Origin of the sequence: Rhizobium sp. CSW-27 (genome assembly GCF_018760785.1) — a bacterium.
Taxonomy (GTDB): Bacteria; Pseudomonadota; Alphaproteobacteria; order Rhizobiales; family Rhizobiaceae; genus Neorhizobium.
On sequence record NZ_JAHHZO010000001.1, the window covers coordinates 89770 to 107045 of the forward strand.

The window sequence follows — 17276 nt, forward strand, 5'->3', positions numbered from 1 at the left end:
ACGGGAGGGGCAGGATGCTGGACCACATCGGACTTTCGGTGGCCGATCTTGCCCGGTCCCGCGCCTTCTACGACGCGGTGATGCCGACGCTCGGCGCTGCCTGCGTGATGGCGGTGACGGCGGAGGAAACCGGCGGCACCTATGAAGGTGCAGGCTACGGCCGCAACGGAAAACCTTCCTTCTGGATCGGCAGCGGCGGCCGCACCCGAGGCAGCCTGCATGTGGCCTTCGTGGCCGACAGCCGTGCCGTAGTCGATGCCTTCCATGCCGCGGCCATGGCGGCGGGCGCCGCCAACAATGGTGCGCCAGGGCTGCGGCCGCATTATCACCCGAACTATTACGCCGCCTTCGTGCTCGATCCCGACGGCCACAATATCGAAGCCGTCTGCCATCTGCCGCCGCCGGGCGCATGAGCATGGACGCCGAGGCGACGCCCGATGATCCGATCCTGCGCGCCGATCTGCTGGCGGGCTGGCGGCTGCATGCGCCGCGCCTGCTGGCCGATACCCATTCCAGCCGCCTCTATCGCGTGCGGCGCGCCGATGGCAACAGCGCCGTCCTCAAGCAACTGAAGCCGGAGGGGCTTGGAGAACGGGCCGGCTTTGCCTATCTCGCCTGGCGCGACGGGCTGGGTTCCGTGCGTCTGCTGGAGCGGACCGAAGACGCATGCCTGCTGGAGGATGCCGGCACGCAAAGCCTCGCCGACCTGCACAAGGCGGAGGGCGATGAGGCCGCAACGCCGATCCTCTGCCAGCTTCTGCCACTGCTGCATGCGCGCTCCGACCGGCCGCCACCTTCGGACCTGATACCGCTGGAGCGGCATTTCCGCAGCCTGTTCCAGCTGGCGCAAAAGGAGGGCCCGCACCGGGAGATGGCGAACTGGGCAGCAATGCAGGTGCGCGACCTGCTTGACCGCCAGACGCGGAAGATCCCCCTTCACGGCGATCTGCACCACGACAACGTGATGAAGGACACACACGGCACATGGCGCATCATCGACCCGCAGGGCCTGATCGGCGATCCGGCCTATGAGGTCGCCAATATCTTCGGCAATCCCGGTGGTGCGCATCTGTTCGAGCCGGCACGCGTGGTGCGGCTGGCAGAGGCCTTCGCGCCCGTTCTGGATTGCGATCCGCTCAAGGTGCTGCGCTATGCCGGTGCACACGCCATGCTCTCGACCGCCTGGTCGCTAAATGAGCCGCACAACGCGCATGCGGCGGAAAACATCCGCGAGCGCCTTGCCGTTGCCGGCTTCATTCGTTCACTGATCGAGCAACAATCTGTTTGAAATTTGTGCTGTAGTGTGAACAGCCGATCCCCGCTATGGTCGCGTCAGGATCGGAGACCAGCTTCCATGCAGCAGACACGTTTTCCCGTATATTTCATTCCCCATGGTGGCGGCCCCTGGCCCTTCATGGAATTTCCGAAGAACGACGAGGGCAAGGGCCCCTGGGACGATCTGGACGGCTTCCTGCGCGGACTCGACGCCGAGATCGGCCGCCGCCCGAAGGCGGTGCTGGTCGTTTCCGGCCACTGGGAAACCGAGCCGGTGCCGACGCTGAGCACCGCGGCGCGGCCCTCGATGCTGTTCGACTACTACAATTTTCCGCCGCATACCTACGAGCTGTCCTATCCTGCGCCGAACTCGCTGGAGCTTGCCGCCCGCGCGCGCCAGCTTTTGTCGGATGCCGGCATTGCCTCTTCGGAGGATCCGGCGCGCGGCTTCGACCATGGGGTGTTCATTCCCTTCATGCTGATCTATCCGAAAGCGGATGTGCCGATCACCATGATCTCACTGAAGAATACGCTCGACGTGGAAAGCCATGTGGCGATCGGCAAGGCCCTGCAGCCGCTGCGCGACGAGGACGTGCTGATCATCGCGTCAGGCATGAGCTATCACAACATGCGCAAGTTCCGCAGCGCAGAGCCGGAGCATGTGACTGAAGCCGTCCGCTTCGACGACTGGCTGACCGATGCCGTCGAAACACCCGATGCCGATGCCCGCGCGGCCCAGCTTGCCGGCTGGCAGGACAATCCGGATGCACGCGCCTGCCATGTGCCGGATCACGATCATCTGGTGCCGCTCTTCGTGGCAGCCGGTGCCGCCGGAGAGGATCGCGGCAGGCGCATCTTCAGGGGCAGCGTTCTCGGCAAGCCCTATTCGGCCTTCCGTTTCGGCTGAGCGCTCACGCAACGGCAGGTGCGCTGCGGCGGAATTCGCCGTAGAAGCCCCGCCAGTGGCTGATGACATAGGCCAGCACCACCAGACCGCCACCCTGATGCAGCAGCCCGAGTTCGATCGGCACATGCAGAAGCAGGGTGGCGATGCCGATGCAGGCCTGCAGGCCGACGAGGCCGAACAGCATCATGGCGCCCTTCGCATGGGTCGTGCCGGGTGTCCTGCCGATCGAGACGATCATGTGCACGAAGGTCAGCGTCAGCAGCAGATAGGCGCCGCAGCGATGCACGAACTGCACCGTCTTCGGGTTCTCGAACAGGTTGATCCACCAGGGCTGACGCAGGAAGAGATCGCCGGGAATCAGGGATCCATCCATCAGCGGCCAGGTGTTGTAGGAAAAGCCGGCATCGAGACCGGCCACCAGCGCGCCGAGATAGATCTGGAACAGCGCGAGGAAGGCAAGCCCGCCCGCCGCCAGATGTGAATAGGGTGTCGGCGGCTGGTCGACCCGCTGCGGCGTCAGCCCGCGCATGATCCAGACACAGGCGGAAAAGATCAGACAGGCAATCGTCAGATGGGTGGCGAGCCGGTACTGCGACACATCGGTGCGCACGGAAAGGCCCGAGGACACCATCCACCAGCCGACGAAGCCCTGAAAGCCGCCGAGCGCCAGCAGGCCGAGGAGCGGCAGCCGCAGGCGCCTTTCCACCCGGCCGCTCAGCCAGAAGACCAGCAGCGGCAGGCCGAAGACGAGGCCGATGGTGCGCGCCAGCAGGCGATGCGCCCATTCCCACCAGAAGATCGTCTTGAACTCATCGAGCGTCATGCCGTGGTTCAGCTGCGTATATTGCGGGATGCGCTGGTAGAGCTGGAACTCCTCCTCCCACTCCGCAACGGAGAGCGGCGGGATGACCCCGTGGATCGGCTTCCATTCGGTGATCGACAGGCCCGAATCGGTGAGGCGCGTGGCGCCCCCCACCAGCACAAGACAGAAGAGCGTGACGATGACGACCTGCAGCCAGCGGCGCAGCAGCAGGCGGTTTCGCTCCAGCCGGTGTACCGCATCGGCGCTGCCGGCCTGCGTGATATCCAAGGTCGCCATGGCTTTCTCCTGACATTCGTCAACAATGCCCATCTGCCGTTGATTTGCCTGATGCCCCGGTGCAAAACAAGGGGAGAGGCTTTGCGGCATGCCGTCGCGGCAGCCGGCGGATCGCCACGGACGGGGAGGCAGAATGCCAGTTCGGTTGAAGAAACTCATCGGCACCGTGCTGATCATCATCCTGGTCATGCTCTATGCGCTGCTTGCGACAACCTTTGCGACACTGGCGCTGTCCCAGTCTCCCTGGTGGGTGCACCTTGCCTATTTCGCGCTGACGGGCGTGCTGTGGGTGCTGCCGGCCATGCTCATCATCAAATGGATGGCCGGGCCGCGCCAGGGCTGAGCAAGGCCTGCCTCTTGCCGCCCTTCATCCTCACTTAACCGTGACCGGCAAATCCCTGACCGGTCTTGTGGCGGGTTAGGGTCCGCTTTCGATCCGCCTGCTAGCCTTGCCGGACAAGGATGCAATGGCGAGGGTCTGGCGTGGGCGAGGGATTGCTGGGGTCGATGGAAACCGCGGGGCATGGCATGCCCTTGCGGCGGGAGGCTGTGCGCGGCAGGGCCGGCCCGATGACGCTGTCCGTTCTGCGGCATTTCGAGGCGATCGAGGCGGACTGGCTGCGGCTGGAAGCCTTGCCGCGCAATTCGCTGCATCAGGGTCTCGACTGGTGCCGGGCCTGGGCCGAGGCGCATCGCTCCCGGCTGGCGCTGGTGGTCGGCCGGGTCGAGGGCCGCGTCGCGATGATCCTGCCGCTGGAAATCCGCCGGCATTGCGGCGTCAGAAGCGCGGTGCTGCTGGCGCATCGCTACAACAACATCAACAGCGGCCTGTTCGCCGAAGACGTCGCCCTGTCGCCGGCCGAGCAGCGGGCGCTGGTGCGCGACCTTGCGGCCGCCCTTCGCACCGAAGCCGATCTCGTCGTGCTGGATGCGGTGCCGCTGATCTGGCGCGGCCGCCCGCACCCCTTCGCTGCGCTGACCCGCGTGCCGCACCAGAACCACTCCTTCCAGCTGCCGCTGAAGGCGGACATGGCGGCTACCATCGCCCAGATCAACGCCAAGCGGCGCCGCAAGAAATTCCGTACCCAGACGCGCCGGCTGGAAGAGGCCGGCGGCTTCGAGCATTACACACCCCGCACCAGCATCGAGCGCCATGCGCTGCTGGACGAATTCTTCCGGCAGAAGAAGGTGCGATTCGACGCCCACGGCCTGCCGGATTCCTTTGCCAACCCGGCCGTGCGCGCCTTCCTGCATGCATTGCTGGACGTTCCGCCGAAGGGACACGACCATCCGCTGATGCTGCATGCCGTCCGTCTGACCGGCCTGCCCGGACGCCCCGTCGCCGCGATTGCCGGCCTTTCGCGCAAGGGAGACCACGTGATCTGCCAGTTCGGATCGATCGACGAGGCAAGACTGCCGGAAGCAAGCCCCGGCGAGCTGCTGTTCTGGCTGATGATCGACAAGGCCTGCCGCGAAGGGGCGGCGCTCTTCGATTTCGGGGTCGGCGACCAGACCTACAAGCGCAGCTGGTGCCCGGTGGAAACCGTGCTGCACGACCTCCTCATCCCGCTGACGCCGACAGGGCGGCTGGCCGCCAGCCTGCACCGGGCCATGGTGGCAACCAAGGCCGTGCTGAAGCGCAATGCGGCGCTCTATCACCTGCTGCAGCGGCTGCGGGCCGGGAAGCTGCTGCCGACCCTGACGGAATAGCCGGCCGCCCGGATCAGGCGGCGTGGCGCCCGCGCGGCGTGCCGGGGAGGTCGCCCTCGCCCGTCATCACCAGCGCATCCGGATAGCCGGCACCGGCAAACCGGCCAGCCGCGTCTGCAATGGCCACGGCATCGGCGCCCCCCATCGACAGGATCAGTTCCGCCTGGCTTCCACGCATCAGCCGCTCCAGGGCGCGCGCATCCGCCGGCCCGCATTCCACCAGCACGATCTCATAGGCGCCGGCCAGCGCGTCGACAATCATCGTCAGGCGATCGGCGGCCCGCATGGCGACAACCGGATCGGCGCCCCCCTGCGGAATCACATGCGCCTCCGACAGGCGATCCGGATGGATCGTTTCCCCGAAGGCCGCGTCACCGCAAAGCAGGTCGGTGATGCCGGCAAGGCGGACCTCGCCCGTCATCAGCCGCGTCGGGCAGGCCGAGCCCGTCAGGTCGATCAGCACGACGGAGCGGCGGCTGGCGGCAAGCGCGCGCGCCAGCGTCACGGTGGCGGCAGATCCGTCATCGCCGGACGGCGAAACCACGATTGCAAGCGTGTCGCGCCGGCGCAGAAGATAGTCGCGGACGGCTTCCAGCCCGAGCGGCGGAAGGGCGCCTGCCGCGGCTGCCTCGTCCGGCACACCGGCCTCCGCCTCCGGCTTCGCGGCAAGCCCGGCCTCGCCGGGTTCCGGTTCCTCGGCAGGTCCGGGGGCAGGTCCGGTGGCAGGTCCGGCAGCGGGGCCGACCGCGCGCGGAAGCTCGGCGGGCATCGCAGCGGATTTCGAAGAGAGGGGTGGCCCGTAGCGTTCCGCCTCGGCGATCAGCACGGCCATCTCGGCATGCGGCCGCAAGGCTCCGGGCAACAAGGCTCCGGGCCGATCGGCGCCGGGCGGCATCCCCGACGCGACCGGTCCAGCAGCGCCTGCACCCGGCAGCGACGGTTCCGCAAGCGCCGCATCCGCCGGGCGCAACGCACGCCCGGAAAACAGCGCGACCAGGATGATGCCGATCACCTGCAGCACGAGAGCGCCCAGTGCGCACACGATGGTGATCGGCATCACCTTGGGGAAATAGGGTTCCGGCGGCTCGATCGCCGTCGAGACGATGCGGGCATCGGCCGGTGTCGACTGGACATCGACGCGCGAGGCGGCCTCGCGATAACGGGCAAGATAGGTCTCCAGCAGCTGGCGTTCGGCGGCAGCCTCCCGCTCCAGTGCGCGAAGGCCGACCTCCCCCTCGCCGGTACGGGCGGACTCCGCCTGGACGGTCCCGAGCTGCCGCATCAGGTCCTCCTCCTTCAGCCGCGCCACCCTTGCCTCGCTGTCAAGGCTCGCGAGGACCTTGCGCGTCTCCGCCTCGATCTGCCGGGCGATGCCGGCAAGCTGCGCCCGCAGCGCCTTCAGTCGCGGATGCCCCTCCATCAGGCTGATCGAGGCCTCGGCGATCTGGCTGCGCAGGGCCGCATCGGTTTCCTTCAGACGCTGGATCATCGGCGAGGCGACGATATCGCCCAGCGTGTCGGTGCCAAGCCCGGCCGCCAGCGCGGCGCGAACGTTCTCGGCCCGCGCCTGCGCCGCGGCGCGCTCGCCGCGCACCCGGGCCAGTTCAGCGGACATGTCGTTCAGCTGCTGCGCCGGAAAGCTGGTGTTTTGGCCCGACTGGAAAAGCCCGTGCGCGGCGCGATAATCGGCCACCTTCTTCTCCGCCGCCGCGACGCGGGCCCTCAGCGTCTCGATCTCCGGCTGCAGCCAGCGCGTGGCATCCGAATGGGTGTCGCGCTTGGCGCCGCTCTGCAGGGCGAGATAATCATCCGCCATGCGGTTCGGGATGGCCGCAGCAAGCTTCGGATCCTCGGAACTGAATTCGATGGCGATGACCCGCGACCCTTCCACCGGATAGACCTGCAGCTTTTCGCGGAAGGTCTCCACGATGCGGTCCTCGGCGGGCAGGTCGAGCGGGTTCGGCTTCAGCCCCAGCAGAACGAGCGGGTCCGGCAGCAGAGCATGGGCGGCCGGATCGAATTCCTTGCGTGCCGAAAGGTTCATGTCGCGGGCGATCGTGCGGATCAGGTCGGCCGACTGCAGGATCTGCGCCTGGCTTGCCACGTTGGACTGGTCGAGAACGCCCTCCGTCACGCCCTGCCCGGCCTCACCCGCCATGCCCGCACCGCGCGCCTCGATCAGCAGCCGCGTTTCGGCCTTGTAATCCGGCGTCAACAGGCTTGCGCCGCCTGCGGCCAGCGCCGCCACGAGCGCGGTTGTGGCGAGGATGCGGCGGCGCTTTTCCCAGACAGCGGCGAACAGCTGGCCGAGATCGATATCCGCATCCTGGGTGCCGCTGATGCCCGACATGACGCAACTCCGGTTCTGACATGCGCGAAATCCTAAAGGACTGCGGTAACCCCGGCGTTAATGCCGGACAGCGTCGCCGGACCCTGTCGCGTTCGCAGACAGCCGGACGCGGAAAAGTTGAAACCTCTTTACCGCCCGTTAACCATAACAGTCGATAACAGGGTCAATTGCCTCACCTGAGCCGGAGCTTCGCGCGAAATGTGGTTCGCACGATCCAAACATGTCCTGTCGCTCGCCGCTGCGGCCTGCATTTCGGCAGGACTTGCGAGCTGCACCAGCTACGCGCCGGCACCGAAAGCCTTCAACCAGGCAACCATCCAGCCCTACCGCCTCGACAGCGGCGACCGTCTGCGCGTCACGGTGTTCGAGCAGCCCAGCCTGACCAATACCTATGCTGTGGATCAGGCCGGCTACATCTCCTTCCCGCTGATCGGTCAGGTGCCGGCCCGCGGCCAGACGCTCGCCGCGCTGGAAGGCGCCATCGCCGCCAAGCTGAAGCAGGGCTATCTGCGCAACCCGGACGTGACGATCGAGGTGGACCGCTACCGCCCGGTCTTCGTGATGGGTGAGGTCGGCCGACCGGGCCAGTATTCCTACGTGCCGGGCATGACGGCACAGAACGCCATCGCGATTGCCGGCGGCTTTACCCCGCGCGGCAACCAGCGCGACATCGACATCACAAGAAAGATCAATGGAGAAGTCCTGACGGGCCGCACCAGCATTTCGAGCCCGATTCTGGCCGGCGACACCATATACGTGCGCGAACGGCTGTTCTGAACCCATGCAGGCACGGCCGCTGCGGATCATCCACTGCTTCCGGTCGCCCGTCGGCGGAATTTTCCGCCATGTGCGCGATCTGGTGGAGGAGCATGCGGCGGCGGGCCATCAGGTCGGCATTCTCTGCGACAGCTCCACCGGGGGCGCGCATGAGGAGAGACTGTTCGAGGCGATCGCGCCCAGCCTTGCGCTGGGGCTGACGCGCCTTCCCATCCGTCGCTCGATCGCTCCCTCCGATCTGGCGGCGCTCTATAGAAGTTATAGACATATCAAAAGTTTGCGGCCGGATGTCCTGCACGGACACGGCGCCAAGGGTGGCGTCGTGGCAAGGCTCATCGGCTCAGTGCTGCGGGTGAACAGGTATTGCGTAGCCCGCCTCTATTCTCCGCATGGCGGCAGCCTGCACTATGACCGCGCCCGCCCCGCCGGTCAGGTGGTGCTGCGCCTGGAGCGCCTGCAGGAGCGCTTCACCGACAGCCTCGTCTTCGTCTGCGACCATGAGCGGCGAACCTACGAGGCCAAGGTGGGCGTGCCGCGGGCGCCCGCCCGGGTGATCTACAACGGTATCACCGACAGCGAGTTTTCTCCCGTCGCCACGGCCCCGGATGGGGCCGATTTTCTCTATATCGGCATGATGCGCGACCTGAAGGGTCCCGATGTCTTCATCGAGGCCTTTGCCGCGACGGAACGCGCCATGGGCCGTCCGCTCTCGGCCGTCATGGTCGGCGACGGGCCGGACCGGGAGCGCTATCGCCGGATGATCGTCGAGGCCGGACTTGGCCGGCGCATCCGGCTGCAAGACGCCATGCCGGCGCGCGCCGCCTTTGCGCTGGCCCGCATCGTTGTCGTTCCCTCCCGTGCCGAGGCCATGCCCTATATCGTGCTGGAAGCGCTTGCCGCCGAAAAACCGGTGATTGCCAGCCGCGTCGGCGGCATTCCGGAAGTGCTGGGCACAGACAGCGCGGCCCTTGCCGCGCCCGGCGATGCCGGCGATCTGGCCCGCCGCATGACCGAAGCCCTCGCCGATCCCGGCTGGCAGGCCCGCGAGATGCCGCGGCCGGAGGCGTTCCGGGCCGTCTTTTCCGCCTCCGCCATGGCGGGCCAGATGCTGGAACTCTACCGCGACCGGATCAGCGCGCCCTGATCGACCGCGAGCCGGTCGGCAATCGCCATTCAAAGCTTTCTTAGCACCTTTGCTGCTATTGCTCCGGCCTGACGCGCGCCCCACGCGGTTTCGTACCGCCCGGGCGCGGGAAACGATGCATGATCAGGATCAGCAGGCGGGACAGGGGCGATGAGCGAACCGGCGCGGCAGGACGAGTTCAACGTGGAGGCCCTGCGCCAGAAGGTGACGGCCATCCCTGCCGATGCGGCACGGACGGCCGACGGAAAGACCACCGTCACACTGAACCCCTTTGCCCGTCAGATTGCCGAGCAGTTCCGTGACAGCAGCCGCAACCCGGCCATGCTGGCGGGACAGGTTCGGCTGGCGGAATTCGCCCTGCTTTTCGTTGCCGGTCTTGTCGTCGCCCTGACCGGCGGCCTTGCGCATGCCGGAGACCTTCTCGCCGCATTGCTGGTGAGCCTGTTCCCTGCAACGGTGACGGTGCTTCTGCTGCAGCTTGCCGATGCCTACCAGATCCCGTCGCTCAGGGCGCCGATGCGCATGTGGCGCCGTGTGCTCGTCGCCTGGACGATCGGCTTTGCCCTGCTCGCGGCAGGCGGCTTCGCAACGGAACGGCTGGCGCTGTCACTGGCCATGCTGGCGCTCTGCTATGGCATGGGCGCCATCGTGCTGCTTGCCCTGCGCCAGGCGCTTGCCTTCGGCCTTCGCCACTGGTCGCGCAACGGCATCATGGAACGGCGCGCCGTGATCGTCGGCGGTGGTCAGCCGGCCAAGGATCTGGTGCGCGCGCTGGAACAGCAGGCGGACAACGACATCCGCATCTGCGGCCTCTTCGACGATCGCGGCGGCGAACGCTCGCCGGATGTGGTGGCCGGCTATCCGAAGCTCGGCACCTTCGACGAACTGGTGGAATTCGCCCGCCTGGCCCGCATCGACATGCTGATCATCGCCCTGCCCGCCTCGGCGGAGGAGCGCATCCTGCAGCTGGTGCGCAAGCTCTGGGTACTGCCGGTCGATATCCGGCTGGCCGCCCATGCCAGCCGCCTGCGCTTTCGCCCGCGCACCTATTCGCATGTCGGCAGCGTGCCGATGCTCGACCTGTTCGACAAGCCGATCCGCGACTGGGATTCGGTTGCCAAGCGCATCTTCGACATCGTGTTTGCCGTGGCGGCGCTGCTGCTGGCCTGGCCGGTGATGCTGGCGGCCGCCGTGGCGGTGAAGGCCACCTCGAAGGGGCCGGTCTTCTTCATGCAGAAGCGGCACGGCTTCAACAACGAGGTGATCAACGTCCTGAAGTTCCGCTCCATGTACACGGAGCTTGCCGATCCGACCGCGCGCAAGGCGGTGACGAAGAACGATCCGCGCGTCACCCCCGTCGGGCGTTTCCTGCGCAAGTCCTCGCTGGACGAGTTGCCCCAGCTGTTCAACGTGCTGCGCGGCGAGCTTTCCCTCGTCGGCCCGCGCCCGCATGCGGTGCATGCCCAGACCGGCGAGCGCAAATATGTGGAGGTGGTGGAGAGTTACTTCGCCCGCCACCGGGTGAAACCCGGCGTGACCGGCTGGGCGCAGATCAACGGCCTGCGCGGCGAGCTCGACAGCGACGAGAAGATCCGTGCGCGCACCGCCTATGACCTCGATTACATCGAGAACTGGTCGCTGCTCTTCGACCTGAAGATCCTGCTTCTCACACCGATCCGCCTGCTCAACACGGAGAACGCCTATTGAGCGCGCTGGCCGACAGTCCTGCCCCACCGTTTCAGCCGCAAAGGGCAGCGCTGCGGCTGATCGGCTCCGGCATGGTTGCCTTCGGCGTCTTCCTCTCCGGCTTCGTCATCTCGGAGCCGGCGCCCTACGAACTGATGATGGTGGTGCAGATCGCCCTCTGGTTCCTGCTGGGGCTGAAGATTTCGCGCCGGGTGGCACCGCTCCTGATCCTGCTCCTGCTGTTCAATGTCGGTGGCATCCTGTCGCTGACGGTGATGGCGGATCTATCCGGGGCGCCGATGTATATGGCTGTCTCGACCTTCCTCGCCCTCAGCGCCGTCTTCTATGCGGCCATCATCGAGGATGGTCACCGGCGGCTGCCGCTGATCTTCCGCGCCTGGGTGGCGGGTGCCGTGATCACCGCCAGTCTCGGCATTCTCGGCTATTTCCATGCCTTTCCCGGCGCGGCGGCCTTCACGCTTTATGACCGGGCCAAGGGCGCCTTCCAGGACCCGAACGTGTTCGGTCCCTATCTCGTCGCACCGGCGCTCTATCTGATGTACCGGCTGCTGTCCGGCACCCTGGCCCGCGCACCGCTTCATGTCGCCGGCCTGCTGGTGCTGACGCTCGGCATTTTCCTCTCCTTCTCCCGCGCCGCCTGGGGGCTCTATCTGTTTGCCGTGCTGATGCTGGTGGCGGTGATGCTGCTGAAGGAACGCACGGCCGCCTTTCGCCTGAAGATCCTCTCCCTGTCGCTTGCCGCCATCGCGCTGCTCGTGGTCTCGATCGGCGGCGTGCTGCAGTCGAAGAAGGTGGACGAACTGTTTCTCAACCGCGCCAAGCTGGTGCAGTCCTATGACGGGGCGCGTCTCGGCCGTTTCGAGCGGCACAAGATCGGCTTCCTGATGGCGATGGAGCGGCCGCTTGGCCTTGGCCCGATGGTGCTGGGCAAGATGTTCGGCGAGGACGAGCACAATATCTGGCTGAAATCGCTGACCACCTATGGCTGGCTCGGCTTCGTCAGCTATGTGACGCTGATCTGGTCGACGCTGATCATCGGCTTTCGGGCGCTGCTGCGCGACCGGCCATGGCAGCCCTATCTGATGATCGCCTGGATCACGATTGCCGGCCATGCGCTGATCGGCAATGTCATCGACATCGACCACTGGCGCCATGTCTATCTGCTGCTCGGCATCGTCTGGGGCTGTTTTGCGCTGGAGCACCGCTGGCAGCGTCAGATCAAGACATCGTGACGGCGGCGCCTCCTTGACCTGACCGGTGGACGCGCCATCTTTTTTTCATGATCAGCAAAGAGCAAATTCGCGGCGCACGCGCCATGCTGGGCCTTTCTCCCGAGGATCTGGCCGGCGCTTCCGGACTTTCGACGAACGAGGTGCTTGCGGCCGAGCGCGGCGAAACGGCCGGCATCGACCTTTACCGCCTGCGCCTTGCGCTTGAAGGCCGCGGCATCGTTTTCCTGGGCGCCGGTGAGGACGATGCCGGTGCAGGCCCCGGCCTTCGCCTGCGGCAACCGCCGATGGACGAAGGCATACGGCCGGAAAATCTCAGCTCCGCCAACGACGGCTGAACCGCGCCGCTACCGCATCCGGCGCCGCACCCGCCACGGTCTGCAGCACTCCCTTGCCGCGCGTGGCCATCATCCACAGGGCGATACCGAGCAGCGTCAGCGGCCAGACGAGGCACAGGCCAAGGCCGCCGATGCGCAGCCCGGTCCATGCCTCCCCGCAGGCGAACCTGTCGAGCAGTGCCTGCGCAACGCAGACCAGCGCGACCAGCAGATAGAGGCCTGCCAGACACCAGCCAACCCAGTCAGGAAACGTCATCGTGCAGGCTTCTCCCGCCAAAACCGATCCGATCGCATCTAAGCCCTGATTGCCGCAGCACGCAAGACGGCCGCGTGACGGCAAGGCCTGCAGCTGTTGCTGCCTTGCCGAATCAGCGGGAACAAAAACGGCGCTGCGTCGTTGATCGGCGCCCGCATCGAGGCGGGTGACGGATCAGGGAGTGCTTTCAATGGCGCGCAGCAACAGCCTTTACCTCATCATCGGCGCACTGGTGGTCGTCGTCATCGGACTCGGCGCCTATGTCGTGCGCGAGGAAACCAGGCCGAAGGGCGTGGAAATGAGCATTTCCGGCAATGGCGTCAAAGTGGAACAGAATTGACATGTCTCAATGCGAGAGTGTTTGCGAATATTAACCTTTCGCGATATACAATCATGCGGGGAATGGCAGAAAACTGCAACGCGCAAAAAAGAACGAGAGGGTGCATCATGAGCCAGCATTTTGATCAGCAGGTCACGGAAAAACAGGGACTTCGCAAGGTCTGGAACGTCAGCGAGTTCGCCAAGCGTTACCGGCTGGATGCCCGCGAGGAAAACCGGCTGCTCAAGCTGCTCGGTCCCTTTGCTTCCGAGCAGGAACTGCTGATGAACGCCACCCGCACGCCGAATTTTCGCTAGGCATTCATCACCGCGCCCGAATTAGGCCTTGCACCCGAAGCGGCAAGTCAGTAAGGAGGGCGTGCTTCCACGGAAGCAGGTCGGGGCGTAGCGCAGCCCGGTAGCGCACTTGACTGGGGGTCAAGGGGTCGCTGGTTCAAGTCCAGTCGCCCCGACCATTTCTTCCCGGAACCTTCCCATCCCCCAGGTGGCGGTTCAATCTTTCCAGACGAGCAGACAGGCATCCCGAACGCCACGCGTTGTCGCATGTCATGGCGAACCTTCATGGCCAACCTCCAGTGCGGACCGGCAGGAACCGATGGAACAGGCCGTCGCGTTTCCGGTTTGGTGCTGACAGGCAGAACAGGCGGGCCACCCACGAACGTGCCTTCGTGGCCGCCGGAAGGAGCGCTGGATGCAGCAGATGACGTTAGCGGCGGGCAAGGCACCCGCGACCACCGACAATCCCGATGCCGTGCCGCCCGGCACGCCGAACTCCGGCGAGAACACCTGCCGTCGATGCCTGGGCACCGGCGAGATCGACGGGGCGGACTGTCCGGATTGCGCAGGAAGCGGCATCGTGATCACCCCCGTCGGCGGCGCCGGCTGACGGCGGGACAGACGGAAGCCAGCGGCGCGGTTCTTCACCGGCAAAGCAGCGTCAGCGCACCTGATCCAGCAGCCGCTTGCATTCCAGCAGATCGAACAGCGCTTCCTGCAGCAGGGCACGATCCTCCTTGCCGATCGAACTCTTGCCGATCGACACTTCCAGCGAATCATCCTCGCCGCCACCGCCGAAGCCGAAGAATCGGCCGCTCGGCTTCGCCTTGGGCCGGCCGACGATCTGGTCGTCCTCGGGGCTGGCGATCTTGGGTTCGGCCACGCGGTCGTTGCTGGCGGCCATGATGGCCTCCATCGTGGCCATGTCGCCCGAAGCAATGGCCTGGACGAACTTGTTGCCGTTCGTCTTCAGCAGCTTCTGCACGCCCCTGATGGTGTAGCCGTGATCGTAGAGAAGGTGGCGGATGCCCTTGAGAAGATCCACGTCTTCCGGACGATAGTAGCGGCGACCGCCGCCCCGCTTCATCGGCTTGATCTGCGGAAAACGTGTCTCCCAGAAGCGGAGCACGTGCTGGGGAAGGTCCAGATCGTCGGCTACTTCGCTGATGGTGCGAAAGGCGTCCGGGCTCTTGTCCACGTTTTCATCTCCACCGCCGGCAATGCGCCGACTCACGCAACGGCATTTCGATTGATAAACCGCATTTCAACGGCTTACGGCGTCGAATTCAAGCGTTTCAAGAAATGATAAACAGACGAATGCGACAGGACGGCGATCAGCCCGGCGGATTGACGGGCTTCTGCTTGGCCTTGCGGGCGAGATGCGCCTTGAGAATGCGCTGCTTGAGCACGTTCGACGCCTTGAAGGTCATCACCCGGCGGGGCGAAATCGGCACTTCCTCGCCGGTCTTCGGGTTGCGGCCGATGCGTTCGTTCTTGGAACGCACCTGAAAGGTGGCGAAGGAAGACAGTTTCACCGTCTCCCCGCGCACGATGGCATTGCAGATCTCGTCGATGACCGTCTCGACAAGTTCGGCCGACTCCGTCCGCGAAAGCCCGACCTTGCGAAACACCGATTCCGCCAAGTCTGCTCTGGTCACTGTCTTGCCGGCCATGGCCCCCGCCCGTCACTGTTCGTTTTATTCGTGAAGCGCCCAAACACTATGTTCCTTGGGGTTCACGGTCAAGCACTTGTAAACGCGAGATTACCAGCGAATCAGAAGGGCACCCCAGGTGAAGCCGCCGCCCATGGCTTCCAGCATCACCAGATCGCCCTGCTTGATGCGGCCATCCTCTGCGGCCACCGACAGCGCGAGCGGGATGGAAGCGGCGGAGGTGTTGCCGTGCAGGTCCACCGTGACCACCACCTTCTCCGGGGGAATGCCAAGCTTCTTGGCAGAGCCGTCGATGATGCGGCGGTTCGCCTGATGCGGCACCAGCCAGTCGAGATCCTCTGCCGTAGTGCCGGTCGCCTCGAAGGCGGCCTCGATCACGTCGGTGATCATGCCGACGGCGTGCTTGAACACCTCGCGGCCTTCCATGCGCAGATGACCGACCGTGCCGGTGGAGGACGGGCCGCCATCGACATAGAGCTTGTCCTTGTGCGAGCCGTCAGAGCGCAGATGCGCGGTCAGCACGCCGCGATCGGCAATGGTGCCCTCCCCTTCCTGCGCTTCCAGCACGATGGCGCCGGCGCCATCGCCGAACAGCACGCAGGTGGTGCGATCGGTCCAGTCGAGAATGCGCGAGAAGGTTTCGGCGCCGATCACGACGGCGCGGCGGGCAAGGCCGGCGCGCAGATGCGCATCGGCGGTTGCCACCGCATAGACGAAGCCGGTACAGACGGCCTGCACGTCGAAGGCATAGCCATGCGTCATGCCCAGCCGGTTCTGGATGTTGACGGCGGTGGCCGGAAAGGTGTTGTCCGGCGTCGATGTGGCGACAATCACCAGATCGATGTCGTCCGGCGTCAGGCCGGCGCGCGAGAGCGCGGCGCGCGCTGCCTGCTCGCCGAGAGAGGCGCTGGTTTCGCCGTCGCCGGCGATGTAGCGCTGGCGGATGCCGGTGCGCTGCACGATCCAGTCATCGGACGTTTCCACCAGGCTTTCGAGTTCCTTGTTCGGGACGACGCGCTTGGGAAGCGCTGCGCCATACCCGAGAACCACTGAACGGATCATGCTCGTTGTTCCTGTTTGTTACGCCGCTTCTTCCGGTCCTGCCGGCGGCAGGCGGCGGGCATGATAGGTCTTCAGATCCTGTGCGATCTTGTCGTTGAGGGCATTGCGCACCATGTCGTAGCCCACATCGATGGCGGACGCATAGCCTTCCGCATCCGTGCCGCCATGGCTCTTGATGACGATGCCGTTCAGGCCCAGAAAGACGCCGCCATTGACCTTGCGCGGGTCCATCTTCTCGCGCAGCAGATCGAAGGCGCTCTTGGCAAGCAGATAGCCGATCTTCGACAGAAGCGTGCGCGACATGGCGGACCGCAGCAGTTCGGCCATCTGCCGGGCCGTGCCCTCCGCGGTCTTCAGGGCGATATTGCCGGTGAAGCCTTCGGTGACGACCACGTCCACCACACCCTTGCCGATGTCATTGCCCTCGACGAAGCCGTGATAGGCGATGGTGGACAGGTTGGCCTCGCGGATCATCCGGCCGGCTTCCTTGACCTCTTCCTGGCCCTTCACCTCTTCCACGCCGACATTCAGCAGGCCGACGGTCGGACGCTCGATCTCGAACAGCGCTCTCGCCATGGCGCCGCCCATCAGGGCGAAATCGAGCAACTGCTGCGCATCGGCGCCGATCGTCGCCCCGACATCGAGGACGATGCTTTCGCCGCGCAGCGTCGGCCAGATGCCGGCAATCGCCGGGCGTTCGATGGTTGCCATGGTGCGCAGGCAGAACTTGGCCATGGCCATCAGCGCGCCGGTATTGCCGGCCGAAACGACGACATCGGCCTCGCCGGTCTTTACCGCCTCGATAGCGCGCCACATGGACGAGGTATAGCGGCCGCGCCGCAAGGCAGCGCTCGGCTTCTCGTCCATGGTGATTGCCACCTCGCAATCATGGAAGACCGATTTTTCCTTCAGTTTCGGATGACGGGCAAGCAGCGGCTCGCATTCGGCCTTCTGGCCATAGATGATGAAGGTCGCGTCCGGATGGCGCTCCAGCGCCTTGGCCGCACCCGGAATGACAACCGAAGGACCGAAATCGCCACCCATGGCGTCGAGAGAAATCCTGATCACGCGCTCCTGATCCTTCTGTCCCGCGCTTGGCGAAATCGCGGCCAAAATAATGCTTTTGCCGCCGCA

Annotated in this window: 20 protein-coding genes and 1 tRNA gene; 14 read left to right on the forward strand and 7 right to left on the reverse strand. The window is 65.5% G+C overall.

Annotation, left to right across the window (positions count from 1 at the left end; genetic code table 11):
* The first annotated feature begins 14 nt into the window (after positions 1 to 14).
* From KLP42_RS00465 to KLP42_RS00475, 3 genes are all read left to right on the forward strand, one after another.
* The gene (locus KLP42_RS00465) at positions 15 to 413 is read left to right on the forward strand and encodes a VOC family protein (RefSeq protein ID WP_215563767.1); all 399 of its coding nucleotides are present in this window, start codon (positions 15 to 17) and stop codon (positions 411 to 413) included.
* A complete protein-coding gene (locus tag KLP42_RS00470; RefSeq protein ID WP_215563769.1) occupies positions 410 to 1288 on the forward strand; it encodes an aminoglycoside phosphotransferase family protein in 879 nt (292 codons plus the stop codon). The genes KLP42_RS00465 and KLP42_RS00470 overlap by 4 nt, the downstream gene beginning before the upstream one ends.
* 66 nt (positions 1289 to 1354) lie before the next feature.
* Complete coding sequence (locus KLP42_RS00475) at positions 1355 to 2182, forward strand: DODA-type extradiol aromatic ring-opening family dioxygenase (protein WP_215563771.1); 828 nt, start codon at positions 1355 to 1357, stop codon at positions 2180 to 2182.
* A 4-nt stretch (positions 2183 to 2186) separates the two neighbouring features.
* On the opposite strand, the gene KLP42_RS00480 is transcribed toward KLP42_RS00475, so the two are convergent.
* Positions 2187 to 3281 (reverse strand): COX15/CtaA family protein, encoded by a 1095-nt coding sequence (locus tag KLP42_RS00480; RefSeq protein ID WP_215563773.1) that lies wholly within the window; start codon positions 3279 to 3281, stop codon positions 2187 to 2189.
* 133 nt (positions 3282 to 3414) lie between these two features.
* On the opposite strand from KLP42_RS00480, the gene KLP42_RS00485 reads away from it, so the two are divergent.
* Together KLP42_RS00485 and KLP42_RS00490 are read left to right on the forward strand one after the other, a co-directional pair.
* On the forward strand, positions 3415 to 3624 hold the full coding sequence (locus tag KLP42_RS00485) for a DUF2842 domain-containing protein (protein WP_215563775.1): 210 nt from the start codon (positions 3415 to 3417) through the stop codon (positions 3622 to 3624).
* A 227-nt stretch (positions 3625 to 3851) separates the two neighbouring features.
* Positions 3852 to 4991 carry a GNAT family N-acetyltransferase gene (locus KLP42_RS00490; protein ID WP_215563777.1) on the forward strand — a complete coding sequence of 380 codons (1140 nt, stop codon included), beginning with the start codon at positions 3852 to 3854 and terminating at the stop codon, positions 4989 to 4991.
* A 13-nt stretch (positions 4992 to 5004) separates the two neighbouring features.
* On the opposite strand, the gene KLP42_RS00495 is transcribed toward KLP42_RS00490, so the two are convergent.
* Positions 5005 to 7341 carry an exopolysaccharide transport family protein gene (locus KLP42_RS00495; RefSeq protein ID WP_215563779.1) on the reverse strand — a complete coding sequence of 779 codons (2337 nt, stop codon included), beginning with the start codon at positions 7339 to 7341 and terminating at the stop codon, positions 5005 to 5007.
* A 198-nt stretch (positions 7342 to 7539) separates the two neighbouring features.
* Between KLP42_RS00495 and KLP42_RS00500 the strand changes: the two genes are divergently transcribed.
* From KLP42_RS00500 to KLP42_RS00520, 5 genes are all read left to right on the forward strand, one after another.
* Positions 7540 to 8118 (forward strand): polysaccharide biosynthesis/export family protein, encoded by a 579-nt coding sequence (locus tag KLP42_RS00500; RefSeq protein ID WP_215563781.1) that lies wholly within the window; start codon positions 7540 to 7542, stop codon positions 8116 to 8118.
* 4 nt (positions 8119 to 8122) lie between these two features.
* The gene (locus KLP42_RS00505; protein ID WP_215563783.1) at positions 8123 to 9262 is read left to right on the forward strand and encodes a glycosyltransferase family 4 protein; all 1140 of its coding nucleotides are present in this window, start codon (positions 8123 to 8125) and stop codon (positions 9260 to 9262) included.
* Positions 9263 to 9412: 150 nt separating this feature from the next.
* Positions 9413 to 10969: an undecaprenyl-phosphate glucose phosphotransferase gene (locus KLP42_RS00510; RefSeq protein WP_215563785.1), complete on the forward strand. Its 1557-nt coding sequence runs from the start codon at positions 9413 to 9415 to the stop codon at positions 10967 to 10969.
* Positions 10966 to 12201 carry an O-antigen ligase family protein gene (locus KLP42_RS00515; protein WP_215563787.1) on the forward strand — a complete coding sequence of 412 codons (1236 nt, stop codon included), beginning with the start codon at positions 10966 to 10968 and terminating at the stop codon, positions 12199 to 12201. Before KLP42_RS00510 ends, KLP42_RS00515 begins: the two co-directional genes overlap by 4 nt.
* 47 nt (positions 12202 to 12248) lie before the next feature.
* Complete coding sequence (locus KLP42_RS00520) at positions 12249 to 12536, forward strand: helix-turn-helix domain-containing protein (protein WP_215563789.1); 288 nt, start codon at positions 12249 to 12251, stop codon at positions 12534 to 12536.
* Here KLP42_RS00520 and KLP42_RS00525 read toward each other — a convergent pair.
* Positions 12514 to 12792, reverse strand: a complete 279-nt coding sequence (locus KLP42_RS00525) for a hypothetical protein (protein WP_215563791.1) — start codon at positions 12790 to 12792, stop codon at positions 12514 to 12516. The two genes, KLP42_RS00520 and KLP42_RS00525, sit on opposite strands and share 23 nt — an antisense overlap.
* 190 nt (positions 12793 to 12982) lie before the next feature.
* On the opposite strand from KLP42_RS00525, the gene KLP42_RS00530 reads away from it, so the two are divergent.
* The 4 genes from KLP42_RS00530 (at position 12983) to KLP42_RS00545 (ending at position 14017) form a co-directional block, all read left to right on the forward strand.
* Positions 12983 to 13132 carry a hypothetical protein gene (locus KLP42_RS00530; protein WP_215563793.1) on the forward strand — a complete coding sequence of 50 codons (150 nt, stop codon included), beginning with the start codon at positions 12983 to 12985 and terminating at the stop codon, positions 13130 to 13132.
* A gap of 107 nt (positions 13133 to 13239) precedes the next feature.
* Complete coding sequence (locus KLP42_RS00535; protein ID WP_215563795.1) at positions 13240 to 13428, forward strand: hypothetical protein; 189 nt, start codon at positions 13240 to 13242, stop codon at positions 13426 to 13428.
* An 81-nt stretch (positions 13429 to 13509) separates the two neighbouring features.
* A tRNA-Pro gene (locus KLP42_RS00540) sits at positions 13510 to 13586 on the forward strand.
* A 236-nt stretch (positions 13587 to 13822) separates the two neighbouring features.
* Positions 13823 to 14017, forward strand: coding sequence for a hypothetical protein (locus KLP42_RS00545; protein WP_252192682.1), 195 nt, complete (start codon positions 13823 to 13825; stop codon positions 14015 to 14017).
* A gap of 51 nt (positions 14018 to 14068) precedes the next feature.
* Here KLP42_RS00545 and KLP42_RS00550 read toward each other — a convergent pair whose 3' ends face one another.
* The 4 genes from KLP42_RS00550 to plsX all read right to left on the reverse strand — a co-directional run bounded on the left by KLP42_RS00550 (position 14069) and on the right by plsX (position 17210).
* Positions 14069 to 14605, reverse strand: coding sequence for a MerR family transcriptional regulator (locus KLP42_RS00550; protein WP_215563797.1), 537 nt, complete (start codon positions 14603 to 14605; stop codon positions 14069 to 14071).
* 136 nt (positions 14606 to 14741) lie between these two features.
* The gene (locus KLP42_RS00555) at positions 14742 to 15080 is read right to left on the reverse strand and encodes an integration host factor subunit alpha (RefSeq protein ID WP_215563799.1); all 339 of its coding nucleotides are present in this window, start codon (positions 15078 to 15080) and stop codon (positions 14742 to 14744) included.
* A 90-nt stretch (positions 15081 to 15170) separates the two neighbouring features.
* A complete protein-coding gene (locus KLP42_RS00560; RefSeq protein ID WP_215563801.1) occupies positions 15171 to 16142 on the reverse strand; it encodes a beta-ketoacyl-ACP synthase III in 972 nt (323 codons plus the stop codon).
* 18 nt (positions 16143 to 16160) lie between these two features.
* On the reverse strand, positions 16161 to 17210 hold the full coding sequence (gene plsX, locus KLP42_RS00565) for a phosphate acyltransferase PlsX (protein WP_215563803.1): 1050 nt from the start codon (positions 17208 to 17210) through the stop codon (positions 16161 to 16163).
* Positions 17211 to 17276: the final 66 nt, after the last annotated feature.

What these genes read in the sequence shown, in the direction of transcription:
- KLP42_RS00500 (WP_215563781.1), top strand. Translation starts at nt 7,540, where the DNA reads ATGTGGTTCGCACGATCCAAACATGTCCTGTCGCTCGCCGCTGCGGCC.
- KLP42_RS00475 (WP_215563771.1), top strand. Translation starts at nt 1,355, where the DNA reads ATGCAGCAGACACGTTTTCCCGTATATTTCATTCCCCATGGTGGCGGC.
- KLP42_RS00490 (WP_215563777.1), top strand. Translation starts at nt 3,852, where the DNA reads ATGACGCTGTCCGTTCTGCGGCATTTCGAGGCGATCGAGGCGGACTGG.
- KLP42_RS00505 (WP_215563783.1), top strand. Translation starts at nt 8,123, where the DNA reads ATGCAGGCACGGCCGCTGCGGATCATCCACTGCTTCCGGTCGCCCGTC.
- KLP42_RS00530 (WP_215563793.1), top strand. Translation starts at nt 12,983, where the DNA reads ATGGCGCGCAGCAACAGCCTTTACCTCATCATCGGCGCACTGGTGGTC.
- KLP42_RS00525 (WP_215563791.1), bottom strand. Translation starts at nt 12,792, where the DNA reads ATGACGTTTCCTGACTGGGTTGGCTGGTGTCTGGCAGGCCTCTATCTG.
- KLP42_RS00535 (WP_215563795.1), top strand. Translation starts at nt 13,240, where the DNA reads ATGAGCCAGCATTTTGATCAGCAGGTCACGGAAAAACAGGGACTTCGC.
- KLP42_RS00545 (WP_252192682.1), top strand. Translation starts at nt 13,823, where the DNA reads ATGCAGCAGATGACGTTAGCGGCGGGCAAGGCACCCGCGACCACCGAC.
- KLP42_RS00520 (WP_215563789.1), top strand. Translation starts at nt 12,249, where the DNA reads ATGATCAGCAAAGAGCAAATTCGCGGCGCACGCGCCATGCTGGGCCTT.
- KLP42_RS00495 (WP_215563779.1), bottom strand. Translation starts at nt 7,341, where the DNA reads ATGTCGGGCATCAGCGGCACCCAGGATGCGGATATCGATCTCGGCCAG.
- KLP42_RS00465 (WP_215563767.1), top strand. Translation starts at nt 15, where the DNA reads ATGCTGGACCACATCGGACTTTCGGTGGCCGATCTTGCCCGGTCCCGC.
- KLP42_RS00480 (WP_215563773.1), bottom strand. Translation starts at nt 3,281, where the DNA reads ATGGCGACCTTGGATATCACGCAGGCCGGCAGCGCCGATGCGGTACAC.
- KLP42_RS00555 (WP_215563799.1), bottom strand. Translation starts at nt 15,080, where the DNA reads ATGGCCGGCAAGACAGTGACCAGAGCAGACTTGGCGGAATCGGTGTTT.
- KLP42_RS00560 (WP_215563801.1), bottom strand. Translation starts at nt 16,142, where the DNA reads ATGATCCGTTCAGTGGTTCTCGGGTATGGCGCAGCGCTTCCCAAGCGC.
- KLP42_RS00510 (WP_215563785.1), top strand. Translation starts at nt 9,413, where the DNA reads ATGAGCGAACCGGCGCGGCAGGACGAGTTCAACGTGGAGGCCCTGCGC.
- KLP42_RS00485 (WP_215563775.1), top strand. Translation starts at nt 3,415, where the DNA reads ATGCCAGTTCGGTTGAAGAAACTCATCGGCACCGTGCTGATCATCATC.
- KLP42_RS00470 (WP_215563769.1), top strand. Translation starts at nt 410, where the DNA reads ATGAGCATGGACGCCGAGGCGACGCCCGATGATCCGATCCTGCGCGCC.